Source organism: Spirillospora sp. NPDC052242, assembly GCF_040679555.1.
Classification (GTDB): domain Bacteria; phylum Actinomycetota; class Actinomycetes; order Streptosporangiales; family Streptosporangiaceae; genus Spirillospora.
This window is the reverse complement of the sequence record NZ_JBFAUZ010000070.1, coordinates 1-16,004: the sequence shown is the minus strand read 5'-3', so window position 1 is coordinate 16,004 and position 16,004 is coordinate 1. Positions and strand designations below refer to the sequence as shown.

The 16,004-nt window shown below is 73.7% G+C and carries 15 protein-coding genes; 6 read left to right on the top strand and 9 right to left on the bottom strand.

Annotated features, from left to right (window positions below; translation table 11 throughout):
- Positions 1 to 141: 141 nt before the first annotated feature.
- Positions 142 to 1,338, top strand: a complete 1,197-nt coding sequence (locus AB0L25_RS37665) for an acyl-CoA dehydrogenase family protein (RefSeq protein WP_500178006.1) — start codon at positions 142 to 144, stop codon at positions 1,336 to 1,338.
- Between the two features lie 94 nt (positions 1,339 to 1,432).
- Here the strand turns inward: AB0L25_RS37665 and AB0L25_RS37660 are convergent, their stop codons facing one another.
- Together AB0L25_RS37660 and AB0L25_RS37655 are read right to left on the bottom strand one after the other, a co-directional pair.
- The gene (locus AB0L25_RS37660; protein WP_034518384.1) at positions 1,433 to 2,329 is read right to left on the bottom strand and encodes an N-acetylmuramic acid 6-phosphate etherase; all 897 of its coding nucleotides are present in this window, start codon (positions 2,327 to 2,329) and stop codon (positions 1,433 to 1,435) included.
- Positions 2,326 to 3,291, bottom strand: a complete 966-nt coding sequence (locus AB0L25_RS37655) for a MurR/RpiR family transcriptional regulator (RefSeq protein ID WP_500178004.1) — start codon at positions 3,289 to 3,291, stop codon at positions 2,326 to 2,328. The genes AB0L25_RS37660 and AB0L25_RS37655 overlap by 4 nt, the downstream gene beginning before the upstream one ends.
- A 152-nt stretch (positions 3,292 to 3,443) precedes the next feature.
- Here AB0L25_RS37655 and AB0L25_RS37650 point away from each other — a divergent pair, with 152 nt between their 5' ends.
- Together AB0L25_RS37650 and AB0L25_RS37645 are read left to right on the top strand one after the other, a co-directional pair.
- Positions 3,444 to 4,532, top strand: coding sequence for a BadF/BadG/BcrA/BcrD ATPase family protein (locus tag AB0L25_RS37650; protein ID WP_500178003.1), 1,089 nt, complete (start codon positions 3,444 to 3,446; stop codon positions 4,530 to 4,532).
- A gap of 91 nt (positions 4,533 to 4,623) precedes the next feature.
- Positions 4,624 to 6,270, top strand: a complete 1,647-nt coding sequence (locus AB0L25_RS37645) for a glycoside hydrolase family 3 protein (RefSeq protein WP_500178001.1) — start codon at positions 4,624 to 4,626, stop codon at positions 6,268 to 6,270.
- A 72-nt stretch (positions 6,271 to 6,342) separates the two neighbouring features.
- Here AB0L25_RS37645 and ptsP read toward each other — a convergent pair whose 3' ends face one another.
- The 7 genes from ptsP to nagA all read right to left on the bottom strand — a co-directional run bounded on the left by ptsP (position 6,343) and on the right by nagA (position 11,948).
- Positions 6,343 to 8,037: a phosphoenolpyruvate--protein phosphotransferase gene (gene ptsP / locus AB0L25_RS37640; protein WP_500178000.1), complete on the bottom strand. Its 1,695-nt coding sequence runs from the start codon at positions 8,035 to 8,037 to the stop codon at positions 6,343 to 6,345.
- Positions 8,030 to 8,302 carry an HPr family phosphocarrier protein gene (locus AB0L25_RS37635; RefSeq protein WP_500177998.1) on the bottom strand — a complete coding sequence of 91 codons (273 nt, stop codon included), beginning with the start codon at positions 8,300 to 8,302 and terminating at the stop codon, positions 8,030 to 8,032. Before AB0L25_RS37635 ends, ptsP begins: the two co-directional genes overlap by 8 nt.
- Positions 8,303 to 8,312: 10 nt before the next feature.
- Positions 8,313 to 9,020: an HAD family hydrolase gene (locus tag AB0L25_RS37630; RefSeq protein ID WP_500177996.1), complete on the bottom strand. Its 708-nt coding sequence runs from the start codon at positions 9,018 to 9,020 to the stop codon at positions 8,313 to 8,315.
- Positions 9,011 to 9,460: a PTS sugar transporter subunit IIA gene (locus AB0L25_RS37625; protein WP_500177994.1), complete on the bottom strand. Its 450-nt coding sequence runs from the start codon at positions 9,458 to 9,460 to the stop codon at positions 9,011 to 9,013. The genes AB0L25_RS37630 and AB0L25_RS37625 overlap by 10 nt, the downstream gene beginning before the upstream one ends.
- A gap of 54 nt (positions 9,461 to 9,514) precedes the next feature.
- A complete protein-coding gene (locus AB0L25_RS37620; RefSeq protein ID WP_026403037.1) occupies positions 9,515 to 9,748 on the bottom strand; it encodes a PTS sugar transporter subunit IIB in 234 nt (77 codons plus the stop codon).
- A gap of 65 nt (positions 9,749 to 9,813) precedes the next feature.
- Entirely contained in the window at positions 9,814 to 10,854 is a 1,041-nt protein-coding gene (locus AB0L25_RS37615; protein WP_500177992.1) for an SIS domain-containing protein, read from the bottom strand.
- Entirely contained in the window at positions 10,851 to 11,948 is a 1,098-nt protein-coding gene (nagA, locus tag AB0L25_RS37610; protein WP_500177990.1) for an N-acetylglucosamine-6-phosphate deacetylase, read from the bottom strand. Before nagA ends, AB0L25_RS37615 begins: the two co-directional genes overlap by 4 nt.
- 222 nt (positions 11,949 to 12,170) lie before the next feature.
- On the opposite strand from nagA, the gene AB0L25_RS37605 reads away from it, so the two are divergent.
- From AB0L25_RS37605 to AB0L25_RS37595, 3 genes are all read left to right on the top strand, one after another.
- Positions 12,171 to 13,511: a PTS transporter subunit EIIC gene (locus tag AB0L25_RS37605; protein WP_500177988.1), complete on the top strand. Its 1,341-nt coding sequence runs from the start codon at positions 12,171 to 12,173 to the stop codon at positions 13,509 to 13,511.
- A 172-nt stretch (positions 13,512 to 13,683) separates the two neighbouring features.
- Entirely contained in the window at positions 13,684 to 14,421 is a 738-nt protein-coding gene (locus AB0L25_RS37600) for a GntR family transcriptional regulator (RefSeq protein WP_500177987.1), read from the top strand.
- Between the two features lie 21 nt (positions 14,422 to 14,442).
- A complete protein-coding gene (locus AB0L25_RS37595) occupies positions 14,443 to 15,972 on the top strand; it encodes a PTS transporter subunit EIIC (RefSeq protein WP_500177984.1) in 1,530 nt (509 codons plus the stop codon).
- Positions 15,973 to 16,004 lie beyond the last annotated feature (32 nt).

Sequence of the window (16,004 nt, the reverse complement as noted above, 5' to 3'; positions counted from 1 at the left end):
GGCCATGCCGCGACGGCGAGCATGGTGGCGCCGGTGGGGCGGGTCGAGAAGGCGCCGTACCCGCGCCGTCAGGCCGCGCGAGGTGAGTCGTCGGGGGTGGGCGGGAAACGGGACCGAATCGCGTTCTGCAAGACTGCGGGCATGGACTTCGAACTCAGCGCGAAGGCTCGGGAGTACCGGGACAGACTCCAGGAGTTCATGGACGAGCGGGTCTATCCGGCCGAGCCCGTCTACGCGGAGTGGCGTGCGGCGAACGATCCGCACGCGCTGCCGCCGGTGGTCGAGGAACTGAAGGTCGAGGCGCGGGAGCGGGGGCTGTGGAACCTGTTCCTGCCCGACATCTCGGGCCTCTCGAACGTCGAGTACGCGACGCTGGCGGAACTGACGGGACGGTCCCCCGACCTCGCGCCGGAGGCGGTCAACTGCGCCGCCCCGGACACCGGGAACATGGAAGTCCTGCACATGTTCGGCACCGAGCAGCAGAAGCGGGACTGGCTCGAGCCCCTGCTGAACGGCGAGATCCGCAGCGCGTTCGCGATGACCGAGCCCGCGGTGGCCTCGTCGGACGCCACGAACATCACGACCTCGATCGTCCGGGACGGCGACGAGTACGTGATCAACGGCCGCAAGTGGTTCATCACCGGCGCGGCCGACGAGCGCTGCAAGATCTTCGTGGTGATGGGCAAGACGGACCCGGACGGCGCCCCGCACCGGCAGCAGTCGCAGATCCTCGTGCCGCGGGACACCCCGGGCGTCCAGGTGCTCAGGCATCTGCCGGTGTTCGGCTACCAGGACCAGCACGGGCACTCGGAGATCCTGTTCGAGGACGTGCGGGTGCCGGTGTCGAACCTGCTCGCGGAGGAGGGCGACGGGTTCATGATCGCCCAGGCGCGGCTGGGGCCCGGCCGGATCCACCACTGCATGCGGGCGCTCGGGATGGCGGAGCGCGCGCTGGAGCTGATGTGCCGGCGCGCGGTGGACCGGGTGGCGTTCGGCGCGCCGCTGGCGAAGCAGGGCGTCGTGCGGCAGCAGATCGCCGAGTCGCGGATGGCGATCGAGCAGGCGCGGCTGCTGACGCTGAAGACGGCGTGGCTGATCGACCGGGCGGGCGCGAAGGGCGCCCGCTCGGAGATCGCGGCGATCAAGGTCGTGGTGCCGCGCATCGCCCACGAGGTCGTCGACCGGGCGATCCAGGTGCACGGCGGCGCCGGGGTCTCCGACGACACGCCGCTCGCGAGCATGTACACCTGGCTGCGCGCCATGCGGATCTTCGACGGTCCGGACGAGGTGCACGTCCGGACCGTCGCCGGGCAGGAGCTTCGTCGGTACGAGAAGTGAGCACGCGGCCAGTGCGGGGATGACCGCATGCTCCGGGTCGGCTCGCGGCCGGGCCGGGCCCGAGCCTGTCCTGGTTACGCGGAACTCGGTGGGGTCACGCGGATCTCAGTCGTTGCAGCGCCTCCCGGACGCCGCCGTCGGTCTCCTCCAGGACGAGCGTGGCGCGTGCGGCGGGCACCTCGCCGAGGAGGGAGACGAGCGCCACGCGGGTGTTGCCGCCCGCCTCGGCCAGCGCGTTCTCGCACGTCCGGGCGTCCATGCCGGTCGCCTCGGTGAGGATGCGCACGAGGCGGGCGCGCAGTTTGGCGTTCAGCGCGTTCACGCTGATCATCAGGTTGGAGTAGGTGCGCCCCATCCTGATCATGAGCGTGGTGGAGAAGCTGTTGAGCACCAGCTTGGTGGCGGTGCCCGCCTTCATCCGGGTGGAGCCGCTGATCACCTCCGGGCCGGTGGCGAGGCCGATGTGGACCTCGACCTCGTCGCCGTAGGGGGTGTGCGGGTTGCAGCTGATCAGCGCGGTGCGCGCCCCGACGGCGGCGGACGCGCGCAGCGCGCCGACGACGTAGGGGGTGCGGCCGCTCGCCGCGATCCCGATGGCGATGTCGCCGGGCTGGACGTCGCGGGCGTCCCGGGTGCCGAGTTCGGCGTCGTCCTCCACGTCGGAGATCGCCTGGGACAGCGCCCCGGGCCCGCCGGCGTGGTGGGCGACCACGCGGCCCCAGATGCCGAACGTCGGGGGCAGCTCGGCGGCGTCGATCACCGCGAGCCGGCCCGAGGTGCCGGCGCCGAAGTAGTGGACGCGTCCGCCCGCGCGCAGCGAGACGACGGCGAGGTCGACCAGCCGGGCGACCTCGGGCAGGACGGACGCCACCACCATCGGCACCGTCGCGTCCTCGGAGTTGATCAGTCGCAGCACCTCCATGGTCGGCAGCGTGTCGACGTCGAGGGTGCGGGGGTTCCGTCCCTCGGTGGGGAGCTCGCAATCGATCACCGACGCCTCCGGTCGGGTCGCACGGTCCGGCCGCGGACCGCCTCGTACGTGGCTTCCAGGGCCTTGCGGGTCGGCCCGTAGGTGCGCTGCGCCACTCCGACGAAGACGCAGTCGACCACCGTGAGCTGCGCCAGCCGGCTGGCGGTGGCGCCGGAGCGGAAGGTCGTCTCCCTTGCCGCCGTGGTGAGGATCAGGTCGGCCACCTCCGCGATGGGTGATCTGGGGAAATTGGTGAGCGCCACGGTCGTGACGCCGTTGCTCTTGGCGACCTCCAGTGCGTCGATGGTCTCGACCGTCGCGCCGGTGTGGGAGATGCCGATGGCGACGTCTCCGCTGCCGAGGACGGCCGCGCTGGTCAGCATGATGTGGGCGTCCGCCCACGCGGAGCAGACCCGTCCGATGCGGTGCAGCTTCTGCTGGAAGTCGGCCGCGACGAACGCGCTGGCGCCCACCCCGTAGACGTCGACGCGTTCGGCGGCGACGACGGCGTCGACGACCTGTTCCAGCATCTTGATGTCGAGCTGGGAGGCGGTCTCCTCCACGGCTCGGGCGTCGGCGAAGGTCACCTTCTCGACGATCTGTTCCAGCGAGTCGTCGGGGCTGATGTCGCTGCCGATGACCCGGCCGCCGCTGGCGGTCTGCGCCCGTCCCGCCTCGGTGGCGAGGGTGAGCCGCAGCTCCGGATAGCCGTGGAACCCGATCGCGCGGCAGAACCGGATGACGGTCGTCTCGGACGTCCCGCAGTTCTGCGCGAGTTCGGTGATGGTGGAGTTGGCGACCCCTTCCGGGTCGTCGATGACGCGTTGCGCGACGCGTCGCTCGGCGGGGGGCAGTGAGGGCAGCAGCGAGCGCACCCGCACCACTGTGCTGAGCGGCGTCGGGTCCTTGCCCGGCGCCTCGTCCCCGGGTGCACCGGGCGCCGCCCCCGTGCCCCCCGGCTCGGGTCCGATGGGTTTCCTCATGGAAGAAAGTTTCTTACGCTCACAATGTCGCGTCAACGGTAGAAAAGGCTACGGTTCGCCATGTGTTGACCCATTTGGCCGGTCCGTATGTGGTCGGTATAGACGCGGGTGGCACGAAGACCCGCTGTGTCGTACTGACCCTCGGGGGAGCCTTGGCCGGTTCCGGCACCGGCCCTGGGGCCAACCCCAACTCCGGTGGAGACACCGCCGGGGCGCTGCGCACCGCCCTGCGCGAGGCGCTCGGAGACCTGGACCGCACCCACGTGCTCACCGGCGTCTTCGGGATCGCCGGCGCCGGCTCCGCCGGGCGGCCCGCGGCGGTGACCGCCGCGCGGCGCGCCTGGCAGGCCATGGGCCTGCGCGGCTCCCCCGCGGTGGTGACCGACATCGCGGTGGCGTTCGCCGCCGGAACCAGCCGTTCCAAGGGCATCGTCGTGTTCTCCGGCACCGGCGCCGGGGCGGCGGTGATCAGCGACGGGACGATCGTGCAGCGCGCGGACGGCTACGGCTTCCTCGTCGGGGACGAGGGGTCGGCGGTGTGGCTCGGCAAGGAGGCGGTGCGCGCGGCGCTCGCCGCCTACGACGGCCGCGGCTCCCCCACCCTGCTCACCGACTCGGTGCCGCGCGCGCTCCTCGGCCCGTCGGTCGTCGCGGAGATCGACGCGGCGCGGCGGCGGCAGCACCGGCCGCACCGGCACCTCGCGATGGCGCACGCCGCGCACGGCGCCGCGGCGCCGCACGCCCCGCACGGTGCGCCGCAGCCCGTGACGCTCCCGGCGGGCGGCGGGACGGCCGTGCTGGTGCACGAGGCGGTCCCGACGCCGGCCGGTCCGTGCCCGGCGGGGCCGCCCGGGCACCCGGAGCATCCCGGCACCCCGCCCAACCCGCAGCTCGCGCAGGCGATCATCAAAGAGGTCTACGGCCGGCCGGCGTCGGCGCTGGGCCGGCTCGGGCCGGTCGTCGCCGCCGCGGCGGCCGCGGGCGACCCGGTCGCCAAGCGGATCACCGAGGAGGCCGCCGCGTCGCTGCTGCGGGACGTGGACGCCGTGCGGCCCGCGCTCTCGGACCCGCGCGCGCCCGTCGTCATGCACGGCTCGGTGCTGCGCGAGGGCCCGGTGGCGGACGCCGTCCGCACCGGGCTGCGGCACCGGTTCGCCGAGGCGCCGCGCAGCGCGGGCGACGGGGCGGTCGGCGCGGCGGGGCTCGCGCTGCGTAGGCTGGGGCATCCCCTTCCCCACTGATGGGTTCTCCGCCATGTCCCGTCGCATCTCCGCACCGCGGCTACCCTGTGACGACGATCGAACCGCAGACCGCGTCGGGGGGCCTGGTCAGGTGCGTTTTCCACGGAGTTCGCTCGCGCTCGCGACGGCGCTCGCGCTCGGCGCGTCGACACTGGCTGCGTGCAGTGACGACGGCGACGGCGGGACGGACGGGCGCGGCGGGGCGAGCGCGTCCGCGTCGGCCCGCGCGTCCTCGCCGCCGCCGGACGCCTGGATCCCGGGGCACGTCGCGAAGATGAGCGTGCGGGAGAAGGTCGGGCAGCTGTTCGTCCCGACGTTCTACAGCCGCGCCGACGCGCTGCGCACGATCCGGCGGTACCACGTGGGCGGGCTGATCTACTTCCCGGAGAACTTCGGCTCCCCGGAGGAGACGGCGGCGCAGTCGAACGCGCTGCAGAAGGCGTCGAAGATCCCGCTGGTGCTGGGTGTGGACGAGGAGCAGGGCATCGTCACCCGCACCCCGTTCATCACCCGGTTCCCCGGCAACATGGCGCTGGGCGCGACGGCCGATCCGGCGCAGGCCCGCGCCGCCGCGCGGGTCACGGGCGCCGAGCTGCGCGCCGTCGGCATCAACCTCGACTACGCGCCCGTCGCGGACGTCAACGTGAACCCGCGGAACCCCGTCATCGGCGTCCGCTCGTTCGGGTCCGACCCGGCGCGGGTGTCGCAGATGGTGACCGGGGCCGTCCAGGGCTACCAGGACGCGGGCGTCGCGGCCGTCGCGAAACACTTCCCCGGGCACGGCGACACCGCGACCGACAGCCACTCGGGCCTGCCGGTGATCGAGCACGACCCGGACACGTGGCGGAAGGTCGACGCGCCGCCGTTCGAGGCCGCGATCGCCGCCGGGGTGGACGCGATCATGACGGCGCACATCGAGCTGCCGAAGCTGGACGGCTCGGGCGACCCGGCCACGCTGTCGCGGAACGTGCTGACCGGGCTGCTGCGCGAGCGGCTCGGCTACGACGGCGTGATCACGACCGACTCGCTGCGGATGGAGGGCGTCCGGACGAAGTACGGCGACGGGGCCGTCGCGGTGCGGGCGGTCCAGGCGGGCGCCGACCAGCTCCTGATGCCGCCCGACCTGCCGGAGGCGTACGGGGCGGTGGTGGACGCCGTCCGGTCCGGGAAGATCACCGAGCGGCGGCTGGACGCGTCGGTCACCCGGATCCTGCGGCTCAAGCAGCGGCGCGGGCTGTTCGGGCAGGCGCAGACCGACCCGGCGAAGGCCGCGTCGGTCGTCGGGAACGCGCAGCACGAGGCGACGGCCCGGCAGGTCGCGGAGCGGGCGGTCACGGTCGTCGCCAACAAGGGCGGCGTGCTGCCGCTGAAGGGACGGACGGTCGCGGTGACCGGGCCGAAGGCCGAGGCGCTCGCGGGCGCGCTGCGCGCCCAGGGCGTCCGGACGGCGTCCCCCGGCTCGGCGGACGTGACGGTGCTGACCACGGACGACGCCGGTTCGGCGACGGCCGCGCGGGTGCGGGCGCTCGGCGGGAAGCCGGTGGTCGTGGCCGCGCTCGGCAGCCCCTACGACCTGAACTCGGCGGGCGGCGCCGCGGCCGCGGTGGCCGCGTACTCCTCCGGGACGGCGTCGCTGCAAGGTCTCGCGCGGGTGCTCGCGGGCACCGCGAACCCGACCGGGAAGCTGCCGGTCCCGGCCGGCGGGCGGCCGGTCGGGCACGGGCTGAACTACGGGTAGGACGGCCGCCGGAACGGCGTCGGCCGCCGGGGCGGGCGCCCCGGCGGCCGAACACGCGGAATCCGCGAAACCTCAGATGCCCAGTTCGTCCAGTCCGGGCAGGAGCTCGCGGGCGTAGTTCCGCGCCTGCATCGCGGTGCGCCCGGTGCGCGCCGCCGCGGCGGCCTCCCGGCACTGGTCGAGGGTGTGCCGGGCCAGCGCGGCCCGCACCAGCGGCAGGGACGGCGCGCTCATCGACAGCGACGTCACGCCGAGCCCGACCAGCACGCAGGCGAGCGCCGGGTCGCCCGCGGCCTCCCCGCACACCCCGCACGGGACGCCCGCGGCGGCCGCGGGGGCGACCAGGTCGAGGACGGCGGGCTGCCACGGGTCCTGCAGGTGGGCGAGGCCGCCGATCTGCCGGTCGGCGGCGCACGCGTACTGCGTCAGGTCGTTGGTGCCGATGCTGAAGAACGCGACCTCGGACGCCAGGTCGCGGGCCCGCAGCGCGGCGGCGGGCACCTCGATCATGACGCCGGGGGTCTCGATGCCGGCCTTGCCGCACTCGCGGGCGAAGAACGCCGCCTCCGCCGCGTCCGTCACCATCGGCGCCATGACCTGCAGCGTCGCGGTCGTCCCGGCGGACGCGCGGGCGAGCGCGCGCAGCTGCGCGGCGAGCACGTCGGGATACCGCAGCGACATCCGCAGGCCGCGCTCGCCGAGCGCCGGGTTCGGCTCCTCGCCGGGGGGCGGCAGGAACGCGAGGGGCTTGTCGGCGCCGGCGTCCAGCGTCCGGACGACCACGCGGCCCTCCGGGAACGCCTCCAGCACTTTCCGGTACGCCTCCTCCTGCTCGGCGTCGGACGGCGGCGCCGCCCGGTCGAGGAACAGGAACTCGGTGCGGTACAGGCCGACGCCCTCGGCGCCGTTCGCGAGCGCCGCCGCCACGTCCTTCGGGCCGCCGATGTTCGCCAGCAGCGGCACCCGGTGCCCGTCCTTCGTCGCCCCCGGCCCGGCCGACTCGGCCAGCGCGGACGCGCGGGCCGCCGCGGCGGCGCGCGCCGCGGCCACCTCGTCGTCGGACGGGTCCGGACGGACGGTGCCCGCGGCGCCGTCGACGAGCACCGGGGTGCCGTCGGCCAGCCCCGTCGCGCCCGGCAGGGCCACGACGGCGGGCACGCCCATCGTCCGCGCGATGATCGCGGTGTGGCTGGTCGGGCCGCCCTCCTCGGTCACGAACGCGACGACCCGCGCGGGGTCGAGGACGGCGGTGTCGGCGGGGGCGAGGTCGCGGGCGACCAGCACGAACGGCTCGTCCGACTCCGGCACCCCCGGCATCGGCAGGCCGAGCAGCCGCGCGATCGTCCGGTCCCGGATGTCGTCCAGGTCGGTGACGCGGGCGGCGAGGTACTCGCCCGCGCCCGCGAGCATCTCCCGGTACACGCCGAACGCCTCGAACACCGCGCGCGCCGCGGCCGTCCCCTCGCCGATCTTGGCGCGGACGCCGTCGGCGAGGCCCGGGTCGCGGGCCATGAGCGCCTGCGCGTTCAGCACGTCCCGCCCGTCGGTGTTGCCGGCCTCGGCGGCGCGGGCGCCCCGCTCCTCGAGGTCGGCGGCGACGGCCTCCAGCGCACCGAGGGCGATCGCGTTCTCGGCCTCCGCGTCGCCCCCGTGCCGCGCCCCGGCCTCCGGTTCCGGCACCGCGCCCGCGATGCCGCGGACCGGACCGAACCCGACGCCCGGGCTGACGCCCGCGCCGTGCAGCGGGCCGGGCACGCCCTCAGGCACCTTCGGGCTCCGGCGTGGACAGGAGCGCCTCCAGGCTGTCGAGCAGCGCGCCGGCGTCCTCCCCCTCGGCGGAGATCACGACCTCCTCGCCGTACCGGGCGTCCAGGCCCAGCACCGCGAGGATGCTCTTGGCGTTCACCGGCTCGCCGCCGCGCTTGGCGACGGTCACGTCCATGGGGGCCTTCGCCGCGGTCTGCACGAACAGCGCGGCGGGGCGCGCGTGCAGGCCCACCTTCGACTCGATCCTCACATTGCGCTCGCTCACAGCACACTCCTCACCGGACGCCTTGTTCTTTACGTTCGCCCGCACCGGAGACGGGCACGCGAAGCGCGGGCCCCGGCGCGACGTTCACTCGTTGCAGGTCGGCGACCACGTGGTCGGCCGCGGCGAGCGCCGCGGCCGGCTGGGTCGTGGTGATGCCGACGCAGGTCATCCCCGCGGCCTTGACCGCCGCGACACCGGCCGGGGCGTCCTCGAAACCGATCGCCTCGTGCGGCGGCACCCCGAGGTCGCGGGACGCCGCCAGGTACCCCTCCGGGTGCGGCTTGCCGGTCGTGACGTCCCCGGCGGTCAGCACGATGTCCAGCAGGTCGCGGATGCCGAGGAAGGCCAGCAGCCGCTCGGCGTACTCGCGCTGCCCGGACGTCACGACCGCCAGCGGCAGCCCCGCGTCCGCCAGCGACCGGACGAGCTCGACCGCCCCCGCGACCGGCGCGGGCGGCGGCATCCCCGGCAGCGACTCGTAGGAGACCGCCTCCTCGAACAGCTCCTCGGCCGTCCGGCCGCTCGGGAACAGGTGCAGCAGGTCGCTCAGCACCTCCAGGCCGCGGCGCCCCGCGAACGAGGCGATCAGCGCCTCGTCCTGCGGGACGCCGTGCGACGCGAACAGCTTCCGCCACATGACGCGGTTGCGGGGCTCGCTGTCGATCAGGGTGCCGTCCAGGTCGAACACCGCGGCGCGGAGCGGAATCTCTACCGCCATGTGAAGAGCTCGGCCCCCTTCGCCACCTCGCCGGTCTCGACGACGTCCGACAGCGCGCCGTCGCCCGCGTCCAGCGCCACCACGGCGCAGACCGGGGAGCGGCCGCCCGCCTCGATCACCGCCGGGTTCCAGCCGACCAGCGGCTGCCCGGCGGTCACCTCGTCGCCCTCGGCGGCGAGCAGCTCGAAGCCCTCGCCCTTCAGCTTGACGGTGTCGATGCCGAGATGCACGAGGACGCCGTGCCCCTCGGCGTCCACCACGACGTACGCGTGCGGGTGCATCTTCACGATCTTCCCGGTGACGGGGGCGATCGCCTGCCCGGGGCCGCGTTCGGGATCGACCGCGGTGCCCGGTCCGACCATCGCCTGCGCGAACACCGGGTCGGGCACCCCGGCCAGGCCGACGACGCGGCCGGACACCGGGGACAGTACTCGGGTCATGTGGGCCCCTTGTCGTTCGTTCCGCCTCGCTCGTTCACCCTTCGCCCGGACGCGTCAGTCGAGGATGTCCTCGATGTCGCTGGCGATCGTGTCGGCCTCCGGGCCCACCACGACCTGCACGACCGTGCCGCTCTTCATCACGCCGAACGCGCCGGCCGCCTTCAGCGCCGCCTCGTCGACCTTGCCGGGGTCGGAGACCTCCGTGCGCAGCCGCGTCGCGCACGGCTCGATCTCCTCGATGTTGTCGGCGCCGCCCAGCGCGGCGACGATCGCCTCGGCCTTGTCCATGTCGTCTCTCCTCGGTCCGGGGTGGGCTGGACCCTCTGGTGAACGGGTCTTCGGGGTGCCGGTGCTCAGGTCGTCTGAGTCACCTTGTTGAGGCCGCGCGGCACGTCGGGGTCGAGCCCGAGCCGGCGCGCCAGGTTCTCGACCAGGATCTGGCCGGGGACGATCAGGCCCAGCGGCGCCACCCACTCGGGCAGCCCGGGGCCGGGGAGCGCCGCCGTGCACGCGGCGGCCAGGCCCGCCCCGCCGCCGACGCCGTACGCGGCGGCGCCCGCGCCCCGCACGCGCTCGGCGAGCGCGATCGTCCCGGAAAGGGTGGGGCCGGAGTCGGCGGCGACGAGCAGCGCGGGCGTCCGCGCGTCCACGACCGCGATCGGGCCGTGCAGCAGGTCCGCGTACGACAGGCCCATCGCGTGCAGGTAGCACGCTTCCTTGATCTTCAGCGCGAGTTCCAGCGCGGTGCCGAACGCGATCCCCCGCCCGGACACGACCGCCCCCTGGACGCCCGCCAGCTCGTCCACGATCCGCGGCAGCGCCTCGGACGCCTCGGTCGCCTCGACCAGCCCCGCGACCTCGTCGGGGACGCGGCGCAGGTCGTCCTCCGCGACGTCCGCGCCGAGGCCGAGCGCGAGGACGGACAGGGCCGCGAGCTGCGTCGTGTACGTCTTGGTCGCCGGGACGGCCTTCTCGTCGCCGGCCCGCGTGATCAGCGCGACCTCGGCGGCCTCCGCCAGCGGCGAGCCCTCGCCGTTGGTGACCGCCACGGTCCGGGCGCCGCCCGCGGCGGCCCACTCCAGCGTCTCGACGATCTCCTCGGTCTTGCCGGACTGGCTGATCGCGACCGCCAGCACGCCCGACAGGTCCAGCCTCCGCCGGTAGGTCGTCGCGATCGACGGCGCGGCCAGCGTCGCCAGCCGGCCCACGTGGGACTCCACCAGGTACCGGCCGTACACGGCCGCGTTGTCCGACGAGCCGCGCGCGATGAACAGCACCTGCCTCGTCTCCGCCGCCAGGTTCGCGATGTCGGCGGTGCGCGGCAGCAGCGCGTCGATCGTCCGGCGCAGCGCGTCCGGCTGCTGACCGATTTCGGCGCGCATGAGGCTGGTCATGAATCCCCTCCGAAGACTTTCTGCCCGTTGATCCAGGTCGTACGCGCCCGGTGGTCCGGGCCGAGGTGCACCAGGTCCGCGACCGCTCCGGGGGCGATGCGGCCGAGCTCGGCGCGGCCGATCAGGTCCGCGGGGACGCGCGTGGCGGCGTCCACGGCCGCGGCCGGGTCGACGCCGATCGCGATCGCGTTGCCGACCGCGTCGTCCAGCCGCAGGCCCGACCCGGCGATCGTCCCGTCGGCGCGCAGCGGCGGGCCCTCCGCGGGCATGGTGATCGGCTCGCCGCCGAGGTCGTAGGTGCCCGGCGGCATCCCGGCGGACGCCGCCGCGTCGGTGACCAGGACCGTCCGTCCGGCGGCGGAGCGGAACACGAGCCGCGCGGCCGTCGCGGACACGTGGTGCAGGTCGAGGATGAGCCCGGGGCTGAGCCGGTCGTCGACCAGCGCCTGCGCGGCGACGCCCGGGTCGCGGTGGTGCACGCCGGACTGCGCGTTGAAGATGTGCGTCACCTTGCGGGCGCCCGCGTCGGCGGCGGCCGCGACCTGCTCGGCCGTCGCGTCGCTGTGCCCGACGCTGACCAGGACGCCCGCGTTCGTGAGCGTCCGGATCGCGTCGAGGGCCCCGGCGCGTTCGGGCGCGAGGGTCACCAGCTTGACCAGGCCCGTCTCCAGGAGCGTCGCGATCGCCTCGGGCGTCGGGTCGGTGATGAAGTCGGCGTTGTGCGCGCCCTTGCGCTTCTCCGACAGGAACGGGCCCTCCAGATGGACGCCCAGGACGCGCGTGCCGTCGGGGAGGCGGGGCAGCAGCTCGCGGGTACGGCGCAGCGCGTCCGCCTGCGTCGCGACGGGCGCGGTGATGAACGTGGGGAGGAACGACGTCACGCCGGTCTCGGGGAGGCGCGACACGACCGTGCGCCAGCCGTCCTCGCCGGCGTCGACCATGTCGTACCCGAAGAAGCCGTTCACCTGGAGGTCGACGAGACCGGGCGCCAGCAGGCCGTCGCGCAGCTCGACGTCGGGCGTCCCGTCCGGGCGGCCCTCGCCCACCTCGGCGATCAGGCCGTTCTCGACCCGGACGTATCCCGGGGAGAGCACGCGGGTAGGACCACCGGCAGGGGCGGTGATCATGCTTTCGGCCGTGATCAGTAGTGACATCTCTGCGCACTCTCCGTGACGCCGTGGTCGCTGGTCGTCGCCTCCGGCGACTGGTCTAGTCCGGACTAGACCAGTCAGCACCATACTGCACGAATCGGATGCAACTAAAGATGTCGGCCCGAACTCCTCCCATCGGGCCCAGCTCGGGGAGGTCATCGGCGCATGAGTACGGCAACCGCGACGGGCGACGGCGGCTCCGGCGACGGCGGAGTGCGCCGCACCTGGTCGGCGGCGTTCGGCGTGCTGCAGCGCATCGGGCGCAGCCTCATGCTGCCGATCGCCGTCCTGCCCGCCGCCGGCATCCTGCTCCGCCTCGGCCAGCCCGACCTGCTCGGCGCGGACGGCCTCGGCTGGGACCGCGTCGCGGAGGTGTTCGCCGCCGCGGGCGGCGCCCTGCTCGACAACCTCGCGATCCTGTTCGCCGTCGGCGTCGCCATCGGGTTCGCCAAGAAGTCCGACGGCTCCACCGCCCTCGCCGCCGTCGTCGCCTACCTGGTGTTCGACCGCGTCTCGAAGGTGATGTTCGCGCACACCGACGAGCTGCGCGCGTCCGTCGTCCAGAAGGTGCAGCAGGAGGACGGGTCGCTGGAGGAGACCGTCGCGTACGGGCTGCAGAACCCGACGCAGGTCCTCGGCGGCATCGTCGTGGGGATCATGGTCGCGCTGCTCTACCAGCGGTTCTACCGGGTGAAGCTCCCGGCGTGGCTCGCGTTCTTCGGCGGGCGCCGCTTCGTCCCGATCGTCAGCGCGGGCGGCGCGCTGCTGCTCGGCGTCGTCTTCGGGTTCGTGTGGCCGACCCTCGGCGGCTGGATCAACGACTTCGGCGACTGGCTCACCGGCGCGGGCGCCGTCGGCGCCGGGCTGTACGGCGTCGCGAACCGCCTGCTGCTGCCGTTCGGCCTGCACCACATCCTGAACTCGCTGATCTGGTTCGTCTTCGGCACGTACCGGGAGCCCGACGGCGACGTCGTCCACGGCGAGATCAACCGGTACCTCGCGGGCGACCCGGACGCCGGGACGTTCCTCGCGGGGTTCTTCCCCGTGCTGATGTTCGGCCTGCCCGGCGCCGCCCTCGCCATCTGGCGGGCCGCGCCGCCCGACCGCCGTCCCGCGGTCGGCGGCATCATGATCTCCGCCGCGCTCACCGCGTTCGTCACCGGCGTCACCGAGCCCATCGAGTTCTCGTTCATGTTCGTGGCGCCCGTCCTGTACGCGATCCACGTCGTGCTGACCGGCGTCTCGATGGGCGTGCTCGCCGCCCTCGACGCCCAGCTCGGGTTCAGCTTCTCCGCCGGGCTCATCGACCTGCTGCTCAACGCCACCAAGAGCAACACCCGGCACCTGTGGCTGATCGTCGGGACGGGGGTGCTGTACTTCTTCCTCTACTACGCGATCTTCTATTTCGTGATCAAACGGTTCGACCTGCCGACGCCCGGCCGGGAGCCGGAAGAGGACATGCCGCCGGAGTCCAAGCCGGACGCCCCGCCCAAGCGAGCCCGCTGACCTGCGAAAACGCCGATCTTGCGGGGGCGTCCTCGTGATCGCCCCGTTATCTTTTCGTGCATTGACATGCGTTTCGTCCTTGTGGTCTAGTCCGGCCTAGACCAGTCCGAAACCGACACGAAGCCGCCCACTCCGACGATCATCGATCCGGCTCCGGCCATCGAGGACCCCCGTGACCATCGATCCGCACAGTCCCGTCCCGAAGTACTTCCAGCTCCGCGCGATCCTCCTCGACCTCATCGAGAGCGCGGAGCTGCCCGTGGACGCCCCCATCCCCTCGGAACGCGAACTGTGCGCCCGGTACGAGCTGTCCCGCATGACCGTCCGGCAGGGGGTCGACCAGCTCGTCACCGAGGGACGCCTCTACCGCGTCCCCGGCAAGGGCACGTTCGTCGCCCGGCCCAAGATCGAGATGCCGCTGCGGCTGGTGTCGTTCACCGAGGACATGCTGGCCCGCGGCCTGCGCCCCGGCGCCGTCGACCTCGACCGCCGCACCGCCCCCGCCGACGCGCACCTCGCCCGCGTCTTCGGCGTCGAGACCGGCACCCCCGTCCACGTCATCGAGCGGCTGCGCACCGCCGACGGCGAGCCCATGGCCCTCGAACGCGCCCACATCCTCGCGTCCCTGGCCCCCGACCTGCTCGACCGGCGGCTCGCCGACCGCTCCCTGTACGGCGTCCTCGAAGCCGTCTACGGAATCGTCTTCGACGCCGGCGACCAGACCATCGACGCCGGCCTCGCCGACGCCGCCGACGCCCGGCACCTGCAGATCGCCAAGGGCAGCGCCGTGCTGCTCCTGCAACGCCGCTCCTACACCGGAGGTGTGTGCGCCGAACTGGGCGTGTCGACCTACAGAGCGGACCGCTACCAGATCCACACGGCCCTCGGAAGCCCCCCGCCGAACTCCTAACCCCCAAGGAGGAACCCCCCGATGACAGCGACAACCGTGGACTCGGCGCCACGCCGAGGGTCGAGCGTGCTGGCGGTGCTCCAGCGCATCGGCCGCAGCCTCATGCTGCCGATCGCCGTCCTGCCCGCCGCCGCGCTGCTGCTGCGCTTCGGCCAGGCGGACATGCTCGGCGCGGACGGCCTCGGCTGGGACCGCGTCGCCGAAGTCTTCGCCGCCGCGGGCGGCGCCCTGCTCGATAACCTCGCTCTCCTGTTCGCCGTCGGTGTGGCGATCGGGTTCGCGAAGAAGTCCGACGGCTCCACCGCCCTCGCCGCCGTGGTCGGCTACCTCGTGTTCGACCGCGTCACCAAGGTGATGTTCTCGCACTCCGGCGAACTCGAGGGCAGCGTCGTCATCACCAAGATGGTCGACGGCACGGAGACCCAGGCCATCGACTGGGGCGCCAAGAACCCGACCCAGGTGCTCGGCGGCATCCTCATCGGCCTCCTCGCCGCCGTCCTCTACCAGCGGTTCTACCGGATCAAGCTGCCGACGTGGCTCGCCTTCTTCGGCGGGCGCCGGTTCGTCCCGATCGTCACCGCCGGCGCCGCGCTCGTGCTCGGCGTCGTCATCGGGTTCGCCTGGCCCGTCCTCGGCGGTTGGCTCACCGACTTCGGCGAGTGGATCACCGGGGCGGGCGCCGCCGGGGCCGGCATCTACGGCGTCATCAACCGCCTCCTGCTGCCGTTCGGCCTGCACCACATCCCGAACTCGCTGATCTGGTTCGTGTTCGGCGAATACCAGACGGCCGACGGCGGCGTCGCCACCGGCGAGATCAACCGGTACCTCGCCGGGGACCCGGACGCGGGCGGCTTCCTCGCCGGGTTCTTCCCCGTGCTGATGTTCGGCCTCCCCGGCGCCGCGCTCGCGATGTGGCACGCCGCGCCCAAGCACCGCCGCCCGGCGGTCGGCGGCATCATGATCTCCGCCGCGCTCACCGCGTTCGTCACCGGCGTCACCGAGCCCATCGAGTTCGCGTTCATGTTCGTCGCGCCGCTGCTGTACGGCGTCCACGTCGTCCTGACCGGCATCTCGATGGCGATCCTCGAGGCCGCCGGAGCGCAGCTCGGGTTCGGCTTCTCCGCGGGCCTCATCGACATGCTGCTGAACGCCCGGAAGGACAACACCGAAGGGCTGCTGCTCATCATCGGGATGGGCGTCCTGTACTTCATCCTGTACTACGTCATCTTCAGATTCCTGATCATCAGGTTCAACATCCCGACGCCGGGCCGCGAACCGGACGACGTCGAGTCGGTCGCCGCCGACCCCGGGGCCGACCCGGAGATGGCGGGCGTCGCCGCGAAGGGCGAGGGCAAGGCGCGCAAGGGCGCGGCCGCCGCACCCGTCGACGGCGGCACCACGCAGACGGCGGTCGCCGACACCGGCGGCTCGTCGAGCGACGCCCCGGCGGGCGACACCGGCTCGTCCGGCGACGCCGGCGGCTCTGGCGGCGACGCGGGCGGCTCGGGCGGCGACGCCGGTTCGCCGCCGGACACCCCGTCGAGCAGCTGAACCACCCCCGGACGGCCGCCTCACCGGCCGTC

Bases quoted from the DNA above. Each gene is read 5' to 3' on its own strand.
- AB0L25_RS37665 (WP_500178006.1), top strand. From the start codon at position 142: ATGGACTTCGAACTCAGCGCGAAGGCTCGGGAGTACCGGGACAGACTC.
- AB0L25_RS37655 (WP_500178004.1), bottom strand. From the start codon at position 3,291: ATGAGGAAACCCATCGGACCCGAGCCGGGGGGCACGGGGGCGGCGCCC.
- AB0L25_RS37630 (WP_500177996.1), bottom strand. From the start codon at position 9,020: ATGGCGGTAGAGATTCCGCTCCGCGCCGCGGTGTTCGACCTGGACGGC.
- AB0L25_RS37625 (WP_500177994.1), bottom strand. From the start codon at position 9,460: ATGACCCGAGTACTGTCCCCGGTGTCCGGCCGCGTCGTCGGCCTGGCC.
- AB0L25_RS37620 (WP_026403037.1), bottom strand. From the start codon at position 9,748: ATGGACAAGGCCGAGGCGATCGTCGCCGCGCTGGGCGGCGCCGACAAC.
- AB0L25_RS37615 (WP_500177992.1), bottom strand. From the start codon at position 10,854: ATGACCAGCCTCATGCGCGCCGAAATCGGTCAGCAGCCGGACGCGCTG.
- AB0L25_RS37605 (WP_500177988.1), top strand. From the start codon at position 12,171: ATGAGTACGGCAACCGCGACGGGCGACGGCGGCTCCGGCGACGGCGGA.
- AB0L25_RS37595 (WP_500177984.1), top strand. From the start codon at position 14,443: ATGACAGCGACAACCGTGGACTCGGCGCCACGCCGAGGGTCGAGCGTG.